The following is a 14,443-nucleotide window of genomic DNA, read 5'->3' as shown; positions in this document are numbered from 1 at the left end:
TCCCGAAGGGGAATCGCAGCAGGGAAACACAGCACGGGGTCACGTCACACGTCACACCACGACGGTTACAGCACGGGGTTTGCAGCACGGCGGTATAGCGTCCGCCGCGCAGTCCTTGTGCGTGAAATTCTACGTCCGGGCGCCGCTGACGGGACAGGCTAGTCGCGGGAAATCTCAATCATCTCCTCGCGCGGAACTACCTTGATGCGCTCCCGCTCAATCCCGTTGGCGTTCTCCGCAGCCGACCACTCCGCACCGAGGGCGAGCTCGTGGGCATCGAGCTTGATCCACCCTTCCCAGGTCGTGTACTGGATGCCGCGTTCCTGCAGCAGATCGATGATGGCCTGCGGGTCCGGGTTCTGCGCCGGCGGCAAGGTGAGCCGGTCCTCCAGCAGGTAGCCGATGGTCTCCAGCGCGTCACCCTTGGTGTGGCCGATCAGCCCGACGGGTCCGCGCTTGATCCAGCCGGTGGCGTAGATCCCGGGGACCGGCTTCCCCTCGGCGTCGAGGACACGGCCGCCCTCGTTGGGGACAACGCCGCGGCGGGCATCGTACTCCAGCTCATCCAGCGGCGAACCGTGGTAGCCGATTGCCCGGTAGACGGCCTGGACCGGGTAGTCAAGGAATTCTCCGGTGCCCTTGACGTTCCCGGTGCCGTCGAGCTGCATGCGTTCGAACTTGATGCCGGCGACTTTGCCGGGATTCGCGGCGTCGTCATGGATCTCGACCGGGCTGTGCAGGAAGTGCAGGTGCAGCCGTCGCGAGGACGGTTCCTCGGCTTCGGCGTGGTCCTCGACGAGCCAGTTGGTCAGGGTGTTGACCATGGTCCGGATCTGGTTGTTGTTGCGGATGGCCTCATCCGAGGCTTCGTCGAACTCGAAGTCCTCCGGATACAGCACAATGTCCACGTCCTTGGCGTGGCTGAGTTCGCGCAGCTCCAGCGGGGTGAACTTCACTTGGGCCGGCCCGCGGCGGCCGAAGACATGGACGTCGGTGACCGGCGAGTCCTTGAGGGCCCGGTAGACGTTGTCCGGGATTTCGGTGACCAGGAGTTCATCGGCGTGCTTGACCAGCATGCGGGCCACGTCCAGGGCCACGTTGCCGTTGCCGATCACGGCGATCTCCTTCGCCTCCAGCGGCCAGTCCCGCGGCACGTCCGGGTGGCCGTCGTACCAGGAGACGAAGTCGGCCCCACCAAAGGAACCCTCGAGCCCGATCCCGGGAATGTCCAGCTCGGCGTCTTTGATGGCTCCCGTGGAGAAGATGACGGCATCGTAGAAGGCGCGGAAGTCATGCAGCGTCAGGTCCCGGCCGTAGGTGACGTTGCCAAGGAACCGGATGTCGCCGCGGTCCAGGACTTTGTGCAGGGCGTTGACGATGCCTTTGATCCGGGGATGGTCAGGAGCCACCCCGTAGCGGATCAGGCCGTACGGCGCCGGGTATGCCTCGAAGAGATCGATGCTGACCTCGACGTCGCCGTCTTTGACCTCATTGGACTTCGTCAGGATGTCCGCGGCGTAGACGCCGGCCGGACCCGCGCCGACAATGGCGACGCGGAGGGGACGAGTGGATGTGGATTCGGCCGAGTTGGACACCGGGAGCCCTTCTGAGTCTTAGGGACAGCGCCAGTACATACAGCGCACAGGCCCCTATTCTAAATGTCGCCGGGCGGCCTGTGGCCCGGTTGGTAGGAATAGGCGCCGTGCAGGTGGTGTTATTGGTCTTGTGCCTAAGCCCGAACGATCCTTCTCCCCCGCCCCGCCGACCGACCCGCGCGTCCCAGCCCCTGCGGTCCGGCCGGCGCCGCAGCCGCCGGCCGGACTCGCGCCGGTAGATAAGGAAACGACGCCGGGGATCCTGTTCGGGATCGGCGCGTACGGGCTGTGGGGACTGCTGCCCCTGTACTTCTATGCGCTCCAGCCTGCCGGCGCGATCGAAATCGTCGCCAACCGGGTGGTCTGGTCCCTCGTGTTCTGCGTCCTGCTGATCACCGTCACGCGCTCCTGGCGGGTGCTGGCTGCTGCGTTCCGGAACCGCGCGGTGATCGGCCCGCTGTCCATCGCCGCGGCTCTGATCGCGGTGAACTGGCTTACCTACACCTACGGCGTGACCACCGGCCAGGCCGTAGAGGCCTCCCTGGGCTACTTCATCAACCCGCTGGTCTCGGTGCTGCTGGGGGTCTTTGTCCTGAAGGAAAAGCTGAGGCCGCTGCAGTGGGCCGCCGTCGGCATCGGTTTTATCGCGGTGGGCGTGCTGACAGTCTCCTACGGCAAGCTCCCCTGGATCGCCCTGACGCTCGCGCTGAGCTTTGGCCTGTACGGCTTCGTCAAGAAGCGTGTCGGCCCGCGGGCGGACGCGATCACCAGTCTCACCGTGGAGACGATCGTGCTGGCCCCGCCGGCTGCGGCCACCATGATTGTGCTCGCGGTCAGCGGTGCGGCCACGCTGGCGTCCAACGGCGCCGGGCACTTCTGGCTGCTGGTCGCATCGGGTGTCATCACCGCCGTGCCGCTGCTGTTCTTCGGGGCCTCTGCCCGCCGGCTGCCCATGACCACCATCGGCTTGTTGCAGTACTTCGCACCCGTGCTGCAGTTCATTGTGGCGCTTGTGGTGTTCAAGGAACCCATGACTTTGGACCGCTGGATTGGCTTCGGCGTCGTGTGGCTGGCACTGCTCGTGCTGACGGTGGACATGCTGCTGGCGGCCGGGAAGAACTCCATGATCCGGAAACGGGCCCGCGCCGCCGCCTAGCAGGACTGCTCCGGCGGGTTAGCCGTCTGCGAACCAGGGCCGCCGTGCGTTAGTGTCATCATGAAGGACACGTTGGGGCGGAATTAAGGATTGCTGGTGCCAGAAAACGATCTTGAGACTCCGGGCGGCCGGGATATCTCGTCCCTGGGCTTCGACAGCAGCGGTATCCTGCGCCTCGAGTGGGCCCGGGGCATCGTCATTGACGCCCCGAATGCCCAACTCGCCATGGATCGGGTCAATGCCATGTGCGACGGCCGGCCCACGCCGCTGCTGATCGACATGGCCACCACGGAATCCGTCAGCCGGGCCGCGCGGGCCGTGTTCGCCAAACGCTGTGACGCGTCGGCCATCGCGCTGCTGGGCGCGTCCGCCGTTGACCGGGTTCTCGCCAACTTCTTCCTGGGCGTCAATTCGGCACCGGTCCCCACGCGCTTTTTCACCGACCGCGATGAGGCGGTCCGCTGGCTGATATCGCAGGGCCATGACGGGGCGTGATGACGACCGCCGCCTCGAGGAACTCGTAGACGGCATCGTCGTGCTGTCCTCGGGCGATCTTTCAAACCGTCTGGAGGTCTCACCGGCACGGGACGGCATCGACGCTGTCACGACCGGCATCAACCTGCTCGCTGAAGAGCTTCAAAGCATGTACGAAGACATGGAAGTCCGGGTCGCCGAGCGGACCGCGCTCCTGGAAGCGGCCAAAGCCGAACTCCGGCGCGTGATCAACACTGACGAGTTGACGGGGCTGGCCAGCCGCTCGCTGCTGCAGGAAAAAGTGGCCGAGGCCGTCACCGGAGCCGGCCGGGGCCCCCAGCCCGCGCTCATCCTGCTGGACCTCGACTCCTTCCGGCTCATCAATGACAGCCTTGGCCACGCGGCCGGGGACGCCGTCCTGCGGGAGGCAGCCCTGCGGCTGGGCGCCGCGGCCGGGGCCCGTCACTTGATCGCACGCCTCAGCGGCGATGAGTTCGCCGTGCTCGTGGTGGACCAGGAACCGGACGCCGTGCTGGAGATCGCGTCCCGCCTTAGCGAATCGCTGAAGGACAGAATCGTTGCCGGCGGCGTCGCGGTCGCCCTGACGGCCGGAACCGGGGTGCGGCTGGGCGAACCCGGGCTGAGCAGCGAGGAGCTCATCCGCGATGCCAACATCGCCATGCATGAGGCCAAGAAGCGCGGCCGGGACACTCTCCTGGTGTTTTCCGCGGCCATGCACGAGGCCGCCAAGCAGCGGGTTCACCTGGTGGCCGAGCTCCGGACGGCGCTGGCAACGGACGAGCTCGAGCTGGAATACCAGCCCATCATGGATCTGCGCACGGGGACGATTGCCGGGACGGAGGCCCTGATCCGGTGGCGCCACCCGGACCTGGGGCTGCTGGCGCCGGACACGTTCCTCGACGCCGCTGACGAGGCCGGGCTCACGGTGGAAATCGGCCACTGGGTGCTCCGGAACGCCATCGCGCAAACCGGACGATGGAAGTCCGATCCGGGGCTTCCGGCGGACTTCAGCACCCACATCAATCTCTCACCGGCGGACCTGCACCATGTCGATCTGGCACCGTATGTCGAAGACCTGCTGGTCCGGCACGGCGTCGAACCGCGCCATATCTCGATTGAAATCACCGAGACCGCGATCATGCGCGGCGGTCCGGAAGTGGCAGCCACCATGCAGTCGCTCAATGACCTTGGCGTCCGGATCGAGATCGACGACTTCGGTACGGGCTATTCCTCCATCAGCTACCTGCGCACCCTCCCTGCCTCGCAGGCGAAGATCGACAAGTCCCTCCTGGACGGGCTGACCACGGACCGGCAGCAGGAGACCTTCGTCGCGGCCATCTTGCAGCTGATCCATTCCGCCGGCCTGGGTGCCGTGGCCGAGGGTATCGAGGACCGCGAGCAGGCGGACCGGCTGCGGCACCTGGACTGTGAATTCGGCCAGGGATATTTCTTCAGCCGGCCCCTGCCCGTTGCGGACATGACGGACCTGCTGGCACACAGGGACGGTGCAGCCGCATGAGCGGAGCCGGTACGGGGGACACGAGAAACACAGGTACGCCGAAGACAGCCACGAAAAACACAGGCACGCACAAGGCGGCGGACACGCTCCGGATGGTGGCCCGGGTGGTGGCCCTGTCCCTGCACCGGCCCCAGCGCCCGGACCGGCGCTGGGATGAGTTCTGGCGCGGAGTGTCGCAGGGAGTGCTCACGGAACCGATCATCTGGGATACTTCGACCGCCGGCGACGACGAAGTGAGGCAGCATCTGCGGGCCATGGCGGCCCTGATGGACACCAGCCTTCCGGTGGTCGATCTGGGCTGCGGGAACGGAGCCCTCTCGTGCCGGCTCGTCGAGGCCTTCCCCTCGGTGCTGGGCGTCGATGTCTCGCCTGCGGCCGTGGCCGCGGCGCAGTCCGCCCATGCGCACGTCCCGGGCCTCAGCTTCCGGAGCCTGGATGCCACCCGGCCGGCTGCCGCGGCCGCGCTCGCGCACGAACTCGGCGACGTCAATGTCTTTGTCCGCGGCGTCTTCCACGTCCTTAGCCGGCGACGCAAGGCACGCCTTGCGGACTCCATCAAAGCGCTCCTCGGAGCCCAGGGACGGATTTACCTCGTGGAGACAAATGTCCCGGGCGGGGCGCTGAGCTATCTTCGGGGCCTGGGCGCCACGGGCGAGCGGATCCCGGGACCGCTCCGCCAGGCAATTTCTGCCTTGCCGAAACCGGGCCATTTCGGCCCCAGGCAACGCTCGCGGGCGTTCCCCGAACGGCACTGGACCCTCATCGCGGAAGGTCCCGGTGTCCTGGCAACGGTGCCGATGGAGACCGGCGGACCGCCCGGCAGCATTCCGGCGTACTGGGCGGTCCTGGCCCCGCGGCCCCAAACCTCCGGGAATCAGACCTCCGGGAATTAGACCTCCGGGAAGGTATCCACCCGCTGGTAGTCGCGGGGCACAACCACCATCGGCACCGGGAGGGCCCGCAGCACCTTGTTGGCGGTACTGCCGATGAAGAGTTTGTATTTCTCCGCCAGACGGGAGGATCCCACGATCATGACCTCGCCGTCGTCCCATTCCAGGTCGTCGATCGCTTCCTCGATCGTGCGCCCGTGGGCGACCTCCACACTGACGTGGTGGCCCTCAGGCAGGCGGTGCGCGGCGGCGGCGAGCACGGTATTGGCATGGATGTGGGCCGCGTTGACGTTTTCCCCGCCCTCCTCGTCGACGTCCAGTTCCACAAGGGAGACCAGCCGGAGCGGGACGCCCCGGCGCTCGGCGGATTCTATTGCAACGTCGATCGCCGCTTCTGCCCCGGGGCGCTGGCCCACGGCGAGGGTCAGGCGCGTGATGGGTTCGGTCCGGCGGTAACCGCGCGGCGCAAGTGCCACCGGAACCGGGGCGGCGTGCAGGAGCGCGTTGGCCACGCTGCCTATGGTGTGCCGCTTGAAGAGGCCGTTGCTGGCGGCGCCGACGACGATCAGGCCGGCCCGGTACTCGAGGGCCGCGTCGATGAGGCCGGCCGCGAACGAGTCCGCCTGGCGGACGTGAAAGTGCGCCTCCAGCCCTTCCGGAACCAGGGCCATACCCTCTCGTTCCGCCGAGTGGATATGCTGTTCCGCGGTCTGGGCGCGGCTTCCTTCCGGTTTCACGGCCGGATAGGGCGTGTGCCGGTCCACCACATAGACAAGGTCAAGATGCGCTCCCTGGGCCCGGGCCATGGCCGCAGCCAGGGCAACGGCGTCCGCGCCGCGTTCAGTGGGCGTATAACCGACTACGTATCGCATGTATGAACCCCTTATGGGTCTGTGGCAGACGCCAGCAGCGCCCCGGGGGTTCCGGGCGTCGTCGGCCGGTCTGCGTTCCTGCAGTGGTAGGAATGACTCTAGTCCAGGGACCGCAGAAACGGTGGTGACTTATGGCCCTGAGCTGCACAATCTTCTGTGTCTACGCTGGGATGGTCGAGGGGAGACCATCATGAACGCCATCAGCAACCGCAGGTGCCGGCCGCGGACTGCCGGGATGGGAGCTTTGACGCTCCTGCTGGTCCTCACCGCCTGCACCCCGCCCGCGCCGCAGCCGTCGGCCAGCAGCCAGCCGCCGTCGCCTTCGCCGACCGCGACAGCGAGCCCGTCGCCGTCTGCGACCGGCGATGCTGATGAAACGGCACCCCCGCAACCCGGCGACAAGGTGATCTCGTCCACGATCACCCACGACTGGTCGGTGCCAAAGTCCGGCACCCCGTTCCACACGGACCACGAGAATCCCGTGCCCATCGCGCCTCCGCCGGCGGCTCCGCTGCCCACGCTGTACGCCATCGGCGCGGGCCAGCACCCCTCCGACACCCCGCCCTATGACCAGCTGAGCTTCCGGTTCAACGGCGGCTTCCCCAGCTACGACGTCGAGGTGGTCCCCGAGCTCGTCGCCGACGGCAGCGGTCAGCCGATCGACATGCCGGGAACGGGAACGATCCTTGAGGTGACGTTCCATGGCGCCCAGGCGCACACCGCGGACGGCAAGGCCAGCACGGTGACGAGCGCCCCGGCGCCGTCGATCGGTTACAGGGCTCTCACGAGCTACGCGCCGGCCGGGGACTTCGAGGGCGTGCTGACATACGGGATCGGCGTCGGCCGGCCCATGTCCACGGTCCCGGAGACGAAGGTGCGCGTTTACGAGGTGGAGAAAATCGAGCAGGGCCAGCACCTGTATGTCGTGGCGATCCAGCTGGACGCGACCGCCTGGAAGTAGCGAACGGGAAGTCAGGGCTTAAACAGCGGAAGAGCCGCGGATGATGTGTCCGCGGCTCTTCCGTTTTTCCGGCTAGACCGGTCTCCGGGAAGGGATTGCCTTCCCGGCAGTTTGTTGGCTAGTGGCTCAGGCGTTGGCCTTGATGGCCGCGGCCAGGACCTCGAGGCCGTCCAGCAGCAGTTCGTCGCTGATCACCAGCGGAGGCAGCAGCCGGATGACGTTGCCGTAGGTGCCGCAGGTGAGGATGATGACACCCTCCTTGAGGCAGGCTGCGGCGACGGCCTTGGTCAGCTCCGGGTTCGGTTCCTTGGAACCGGCCTGGACGAGCTCGATCGCCAGCATGGCGCCGCGGCCGCGGACATCGCCGATGACGGGCTGCTCGCTCGCCAGTTCACGCAGCTTGCCGAGGGCGATCTCCTCGATGTGCTTGGCGCGGGCGTTGAGGTTGTACTGCTCCATCGAGCCGATGGATGCCAGAGCGGCGGCGCACGCGACCGGGTTGCCGCCGTAGGTGCCGCCGAGGCCGCCGGGGTGGACGGCGTCGAGGAGGTCGGCACGGCCGGTGATGGCGGAGAGCGGCATGCCGCCGGCGATGCCCTTGGCCATGGTCAGGATGTCCGGGACAACACCTTCGTGGTTCACGGCGAACCATTCGCCGGTGCGGCAGAAGCCGGACTGGACCTCGTCGGCGATGAAGACGATGCCCTTGTCCTTGGCCCACGCGGCCAGCGCCGGCAGGAAACCCTCGGCGGGGACAATGAAGCCGCCCTCGCCCTGGATGGGTTCGATGATGATGGCGGCAACCTGGTCGCCGCCGATCTGCTTCTCGATCATGGTGATGGCGCGCTTGGCGGCCTCGGCACCGGTGATCTCCGGGTTTTCCTCGCGGAACGGGTAGCTCATCGGCATGCGGTAGACCTCGGGCGCAAACGGGCCGAAGTTGGTCTTGTACGGCATGGCCTTGGCGGTCAGCGCCATGGTCAGGTTGGTGCGGCCGTGGTAGGCGTGGTCAAAGGCGACGACGGCGTCCCGGCCGGTTGCCAGGCGGGCCACCTTGATGGCGTTCTCGACAGCCTCGGCACCGGAATTGAAGAGCACGGTGCGCTTCTCGTGGTCGCCCGGGGTGAGGCGGTTCAGCTGCTCGGCAACGGCCACGTAGCCTTCGTAGGGCGTGACCATGAAGCACGTGTGGGTGAAGTGCTCCACGGCTTCCTTCACGGCGCCGACGACGGCGGGGTCCGAGGCGCCGACGCTCGTCACGGCAATGCCGGAGCCGAGGTCGATGAAGGAGTTGCCGTCGACGTCATGGATGATGCCGCCGTCGGCGTCGGCCACGAACACCGGAACGCTGGACGCGACGCCGGCGGCGACGACCGCCTTGCGGCGCTCGGTCAGGGCAACGGACTTGGGGCCCGGGAAGTCGGCCTGGACGCGGCGCTTCTGCTCAAGCCGGTAGGTGATGTCATGTGCGGTGGTGGTCATGGGAAAGCCTTTCTAAGCGTGCGGTGAAGCGCGCGAGTTATGCGTCAGGTTGAGTTATGCCACTGCGTTTTGCGGCTGCGTTATGCGACAGCGTTATGCATCTGCGTTATGCGTCGAGCGCACTCATGACGTGCTTGATGCGGGTGTAGTCCTCGACGCCGTACATGGACAGGTCCTTGCCGTAGCCGGACTGCTTGAAGCCGCCGTGCGGCATTTCGGCGGTGAGGAGGATGTGGGTGTTGATCCAGACGGCGCCGAAATCGAGGTCGCGGCTCAGGCGCATGGCCGTGCCGTGGTTCGAGGTCCAGACGCTGGAGGCCAGGGCGTAGTCGACGTCGTTCGCCAGTTCCACGGCCTCGCCCTCGGTGCTGAACTTCTGCACCGTGATGACGGGACCAAAGGCTTCCTTCTGCACGATGTCGTCGCTCTGCTTGGCGCCGGTGACGATGGTGGGCTCGAAGAAGAAGCCCTTGTCCCCCGCCTGATGGCCGCCGGTCTCGATTTTGCAGTTTTCCGGCAGGGACTCCACCAGGGCCTTGACCGTGTTGAAGTGGTTGACGTTGTTCAGCGGGCCGAAGTAGTTGTCTTCGTCGTTCTGCGAGCCGGTGCGCAGGGTCTTGGTGTGTTCCACGAGGGCTGCCACGAGGTCGTCGTAGGCGGAGTCCTGGACCAGGACGCGGGCGATGGCGGTGCAGTCCTGGCCGGCGTTGAAGAAGGCGAACTCGGCGATGGCGGCGGCGCTCTTCTTGATGTCGGCGTCGGCGAAAACGACCGCAGGGGCCTTCCCGCCGAGTTCCAGGTGGGCCCGCTTAAGTCCCTTGGCGGCGCCCGACGCGACGGCGATGCCGGCGCGGACGGAGCCGGTGATGGAGACCAGGCCGGGGACCTTGTGCTCCACCATCAGAGCGCCGGTCTCGCCGGTGCCCAAGACCACGTTCAGCACGCCGGCCGGGAAGATCTCGCCGGCAAGCCGGGCCAGGACCAGGGTGGATTCCGGGGTGGTGTCCGAGGGCTTGAGAACCACGGTGTTGCCGGCGGCCAGGGCGGGGCCGATCTTCCAGATGCCCATGAGGAACGGGTAGTTCCACGGGGCGACCTGGGCCACGACGCCGATCGGTTCCCGCCGTACGTAGGAGGTGTGGCCTTCGAAGTACTCGCCGGCGGACTTGCCTTCCATGATGCGGGCCGCACCGGCGAAGAAGCGCAGCTGGTCGGCACCGGCGGCGACTTCCTCCGAGGCGATCAGGGAGCGGACCTGGCCGGTGTTGCGGTGCTGGGCCTCAACGATTTCGTCGCTGTTAGCCTCGACGGCATCCGCGAGCTTGAGCAGCATAAGCTGGCGCTGCCCGGGCGTGGTGTGCTTCCAGGTCTTGAAGGCGTTCTTGGCAGCCGTCATGGCGGCGTCGACGTCGGCCTGCACCGAGATCGGCGACTGCGCCACGACGTCTCCGTTGGTGGGGTTCACGATGGGCATCATCCCTGTGCCGGCGGGGGTGACAAACTCGCCGTTGATGAAGTTCTGCAAGGTTTGAACCACGGTGTACAACCTCTTTCTTACTGCCAATGACGGATGTGGGGCTGGTCACGAGCCTATGCCAGCGGGGCAAGCCAGGGAATAGGCACCTGCACACCATCCCCGCAATGCTTTAGTGCGCTTGACCAGCACCCGGCTATCCTGAATCCATGGCCATTTCACTCGCCGCACTACTGGGTGTGCCGTCCCTCAAACTCACCAAGGCCGGCCTCGCCGAAACCACCTGGCACCAGGACATTCTCTGGGTGGCCGTCACCGAACAGGAGGACCCGCAGCGGTTCCTCAACGGCGGCGAACTGATCCTGACCACGGGCATGCGGCTCAAGAGCGCCGCGGAGCAGCGCCGCTTCGTGCGCCAGGTCCAGCGGGCCGGGGCCGTCGGGATCGGCTTCGGGGTCGGCCTGACGCACGACGCCGTGCCGCCGGCCCTGATCGCCGAGGCCAACCGCTGGGGGCTGCCGGTGGTGGAAGTACCGTACGAGACCCCCTTCATTGCCATCGGCAAGATCGTGGCCGACGCCCAGTCGGCGGACCACCTGGTCAAGCTCGAGCGACTCATTGCCGGGCACCAGATCCTGGCCCGGGCCTTGCTGACCGGCGGCGGGCTCGCCGAACTCCTGAAACATCTGGGGTCGATGCTGCGCACCGAGATCGTCCTGACCCAGTTCACGGCGCAGCTGTACAACAGCGTGCCCGGCCACCCCGCCCCCACGGCCGAGGGCTGGGCGTCGTACCCCATCCCGACCGGCCGCCGCGATGCCTGCACACTGTGGGTGAAGCAGCCGTTCGAGGACTCGGGCATTGTGGGCTACGCCCAGAACCTGATCAGCGTCGAACTCAATAACATGGTCAAGCAGCGCCAGGCCCAGCGGGCGCTGGCCGGCCAGGTCCTCGAAGACGTCATCCACGGGACGTTGGAGACCTCCGAAGCCACCCGGCGCCTCGCCGGCGTCGGCATCAACAGCACCCGCAAGAACGTGGTCCTACTCGCCGAATCGGCGGCCCACAACAAGCAGCTCGGAAGTTCATCCCTGCCCCAGCCGCTCGAAGCGGCGGTCAGCGCCGTTGTCGGGAAGGACCTCGTGGTGGTGATGCCCGATGACGGCAGCGGCGCCAGCGCGCTGGCCCGCCGCCTGAGCGACCACCTCGCGGAGGCCGGGATCCATGCCACGATCGGCATCGGCGGTGCCTACACCAAGCCGAACGGCCTGCGGTGGAGCTATTTTGAAGCCCGCGATGCGGCCACCCACGGCCTGCCGGTCAACGAGCCCGAGCGGCTGAGCCTGACCTCGCTGCTGCTGGCCAGTGAGGACGTTCCACTGGCGGACATGGCCAACGAGTCACTGAACCCCCTGCGGGCCTTTGACGCAGCACACGGCGCCGAGCTCATGACCACACTGGAAAGCTACCTCAACAACAACGGCTCGGTGGCGGCCGTCGCCGAGGAACTCACCCTGCACCGCAACACGGTCCGCTACCGGCTGGCGCAGATCACCGAGCTCACCGGCTACGACCCCGCCCAGACACCGGACCGGGTGCAGCTCTGGCTCGCCCTGGCGGTCCAGCGGCTCAGCGCCCGGCACCCGCGCTGACCCTCGCCCTCCGTTGCTTCTTAGGGGTTGTCTCTTTCGGAGATATTCGCCGCTAAAGGCTGACGATCAAACATCAAACGTCTAACCTTTAACAATGGCAAGCATGGCTAGCAGCACGGCGGTCTCCGCTCTCCCCCAAACAGCCCCACCCGGCACCCGGCGCCCCCGCGGCGTGATCGTGGCCGGCGTCGTGGCGCTCGTACTGATCGGCCTGAACCTCCGCGCCGGCATTACCGGCTCCGCGGCACTGTTCCACGACCTGCAGGCCGTCCTCGGGTACGGCCCGCTGATCACGGCCCTGCTCCCCTCGATCCCCACCCTGTGTTTCGCGGTGGCCGGGGCTGCCACGTCCTGGCTCACCCGGCAGCTGGGGCTGGAAAAGGCCATCCTGCTTTCCCTCGTGATGCTGGCCGCGGGACTGTTGCTCCGGGGCATCCCGTCCACCGGAATGCTGCTCGCCGGGACCGTGGCGGGAATGTCCGGGCTGGCCGTCTGCAATGTGGCGATGCCCGCCTTCATCAGAGTGCATTTCGCGGACCGCACGTCGCTCATGACCGCCCTGTATACCTTGACCATGACCACCGGCGCCACTGTCACCGCCGTGCTGATCGTGCCCGTGGCGCAGGCCCTTGGCTCGCCATCCGCGGGCGTCGGGTCCATCGGAATCCTGGCCCTGTGCGCCTGCCTCGGCTTCCTCCCGATCGCGGTGCACGCCCACCGCAACGCGTCGCCTGTCAAGGCCGCCCGGGTTTCCCCGTGGCCTCTGCTGCGGACCCGCACCGGCGCGCTGATCACCCTCGGCTTCACGGTGCAGGCGCTCCTGGCCTATGCCGTCCTCAGCTGGTTCCCGTACATGCTGGCCACGACCGGGCTCTCCGCGTCCGACAGCGGGCTGATGTTCGGGCTCATGCAGCTCGTCTCCGTCCCTGCCGGCATGGTGCTGGTCGCCATCGGCTCGCGCCCCCGGATGCTGCGGACCTCGTTCTACCTGGCCACGGTGACAATGGCGTTCGGCGTCCTGGCCATGCTGGTCCTCCCCGCTTCCTGGGCTCCGCTGACCGCGGTGCTGCTGGGCTTCGGGCTCGGGATCTTCCCGCTGGTCATGGTGATGATCAGCCGCAGCGGCCGCACCACGGCCGAGACCACCGCGCTGTCCACCGTGGCCCAGTCCGCCGGGTACCTGCTGGCGACCCTCGGACCGTTCGGCATGGGCCTGCTGCACAGTGCCACCAACTCCTGGACTCTGCCGTTGGCGCTCCTGCTGGCAGTGGCCCTGGGCCAGATCGCCGTGGGCCACCTGCTGACGGGCCGGCCCACAGAGCAACGGCCGGCGAAACTCCCGCCTGCTGCCCCGCACACCGCTTCGCACCCGCTGGAAGGAATCCGGCGATGACACTCACTTCTTCGCACCGGCCTCCGTTGGCGGAGGAAATCACTGCCAAGCTGCGGGCGCTGATCCACTCGGGCGAGTGGCCGCTGCAGCAGCGCATTCCGGCCGAACCGGAACTGATGGCCGCGTTCGGCGTCTCCCGCGGCACCCTGCGCGAGGCCATCAAGGCGCTCGCCCACAGCGGCATGCTTGAAGTCCGCCGCGGGGACGGCACTTACGTGCGCGCCACCAGTGAGATCGCGGGGGCCACGCAGCGGATGTATGCGGACCACTCCCAGGGGCACATCCTGGAGGTCCGCGTCGGGCTGGACACCCAGGCCGCCCGGCTTGCCGCACGCCACGCCACGGCCGACGACGTCGCCGCCCTGCGCGCATTTCTCGACAAACGCCGCGCAGCCTGGCTGGCCGAAGATTATCCGGCGTGGGCCCGCGCCGATTGGGACTTCCATGTGCGGGTGGCCCAGGCCTCCGCCAACCCGCCCCCCCCTCCTGCACGAGCTATATGTCAGTTTCGGTGTCGTCTTCCACAATGATCTGCTCCGGCAGCAGCGGCGGGTCGGTTTCAATGGACTGCCGCATGAGGGCCACGACGAACTGGTGGACGCTATTGCCGCACGTGATGAGGCGGCCGCCGTCGAGAGCGTCACCCGGAACCTGAACTCCTGCGCGGAGTGGCTGCAGGAATAGTTCCCGAGGGTTTTCCGAAGGTGCCGGGACAATGCTCTGTCTCAGCCTGTGCCCCCGCGCCCAGCAGCGGGGGCCCGGCAGGCCAAGGGCCTCCGGGCAGGAACTTCCGTTCCCCCCCCCCCCCCGGGGGCCTTTGTGCTGCTCCGAGTGCATCGCCGCCCACGCCGGGCCGTCCCGTCATGCCGTGTTCAGGTGCAGCTCAATAGGGTCTTAGTGCCGTAGACCCTGCCCTGGCCAGGGTCAACACTGAAAGTTGCAGGACGCTGCGCG

11 protein-coding genes and 1 pseudogene are annotated in these 14,443 nt (G+C 67.3%); 8 read left to right on the top strand and 4 right to left on the bottom strand.

Features of this window, described 5'->3' with window-relative positions:
- Positions 1 to 158 precede the first annotated feature (158 nt).
- On the bottom strand, positions 159 to 1,595 hold the full coding sequence (locus ACVWYS_RS03065; protein WP_344361922.1) for an FAD-dependent oxidoreductase: 1,437 nt from the start codon (positions 1,593 to 1,595) through the stop codon (positions 159 to 161).
- 130 nt (positions 1,596 to 1,725) lie between these two features.
- On the opposite strand from ACVWYS_RS03065, the gene rarD reads away from it, so the two are divergent.
- From rarD to ACVWYS_RS03045, 4 genes are all read left to right on the top strand, one after another.
- A complete protein-coding gene (gene rarD / locus ACVWYS_RS03060) occupies positions 1,726 to 2,751 on the top strand; it encodes an EamA family transporter RarD (RefSeq protein WP_456509334.1) in 1,026 nt (341 codons plus the stop codon).
- Between the two features lie 90 nt (positions 2,752 to 2,841).
- Positions 2,842 to 3,246 carry a DUF7793 family protein gene (locus ACVWYS_RS03055; RefSeq protein WP_425547115.1) on the top strand — a complete coding sequence of 135 codons (405 nt, stop codon included), beginning with the start codon at positions 2,842 to 2,844 and terminating at the stop codon, positions 3,244 to 3,246.
- Complete coding sequence (locus ACVWYS_RS03050) at positions 3,233 to 4,765, top strand: putative bifunctional diguanylate cyclase/phosphodiesterase (protein ID WP_344361917.1); 1,533 nt, start codon at positions 3,233 to 3,235, stop codon at positions 4,763 to 4,765. Before ACVWYS_RS03055 ends, ACVWYS_RS03050 begins: the two co-directional genes overlap by 14 nt.
- A complete protein-coding gene (locus ACVWYS_RS03045) occupies positions 4,762 to 5,658 on the top strand; it encodes a methyltransferase (RefSeq protein WP_456509333.1) in 897 nt (298 codons plus the stop codon). Before ACVWYS_RS03050 ends, ACVWYS_RS03045 begins: the two co-directional genes overlap by 4 nt.
- On the opposite strand, the gene ACVWYS_RS03040 is transcribed toward ACVWYS_RS03045, so the two are convergent.
- Positions 5,655 to 6,527: a universal stress protein gene (locus ACVWYS_RS03040; protein WP_344361911.1), complete on the bottom strand. Its 873-nt coding sequence runs from the start codon at positions 6,525 to 6,527 to the stop codon at positions 5,655 to 5,657. The genes ACVWYS_RS03045 and ACVWYS_RS03040 overlap by 4 nt on opposite strands.
- Positions 6,528 to 6,717: 190 nt before the next feature.
- Here ACVWYS_RS03040 and ACVWYS_RS03035 point away from each other — a divergent pair, with 190 nt between their 5' ends.
- The gene (locus tag ACVWYS_RS03035) at positions 6,718 to 7,488 is read left to right on the top strand and encodes an AMIN-like domain-containing (lipo)protein (RefSeq protein ID WP_456509332.1); all 771 of its coding nucleotides are present in this window, start codon (positions 6,718 to 6,720) and stop codon (positions 7,486 to 7,488) included.
- A gap of 126 nt (positions 7,489 to 7,614) precedes the next feature.
- Here ACVWYS_RS03035 and gabT read toward each other — a convergent pair whose 3' ends face one another.
- Positions 7,615 to 8,970: a 4-aminobutyrate--2-oxoglutarate transaminase gene (gabT, locus tag ACVWYS_RS03030; RefSeq protein WP_091251295.1), complete on the bottom strand. Its 1,356-nt coding sequence runs from the start codon at positions 8,968 to 8,970 to the stop codon at positions 7,615 to 7,617.
- 106 nt (positions 8,971 to 9,076) lie between these two features.
- Complete coding sequence (locus tag ACVWYS_RS03025) at positions 9,077 to 10,507, bottom strand: gamma-aminobutyraldehyde dehydrogenase (protein WP_456508384.1); 1,431 nt, start codon at positions 10,505 to 10,507, stop codon at positions 9,077 to 9,079.
- Positions 10,508 to 10,653: 146 nt separating this feature from the next.
- On the opposite strand from ACVWYS_RS03025, the gene ACVWYS_RS03020 reads away from it, so the two are divergent.
- The 3 genes and pseudogenes from ACVWYS_RS03020 to ACVWYS_RS03010 all read left to right on the top strand — a co-directional run bounded on the left by ACVWYS_RS03020 (position 10,654) and on the right by ACVWYS_RS03010 (position 14,173).
- Positions 10,654 to 12,096, top strand: coding sequence for a PucR family transcriptional regulator (locus ACVWYS_RS03020; protein ID WP_116765197.1), 1,443 nt, complete (start codon positions 10,654 to 10,656; stop codon positions 12,094 to 12,096).
- A gap of 103 nt (positions 12,097 to 12,199) precedes the next feature.
- A complete protein-coding gene (locus ACVWYS_RS03015) occupies positions 12,200 to 13,489 on the top strand; it encodes an MFS transporter (RefSeq protein WP_456509331.1) in 1,290 nt (429 codons plus the stop codon).
- Positions 13,486 to 14,173 (top strand): annotated as a pseudogene (locus ACVWYS_RS03010) (FadR/GntR family transcriptional regulator). The gene ACVWYS_RS03015 and the pseudogene ACVWYS_RS03010 overlap by 4 nt, the downstream one beginning before the upstream one ends.
- Positions 14,174 to 14,443: the final 270 nt, after the last annotated feature.

The sequence above is a fragment of the Arthrobacter sp. TE12231 genome (assembly GCF_054062895.1).
Note: the sequence above shows the minus strand (reverse complement) of the source record. Positions and strands in the feature narration are given on the sequence as shown.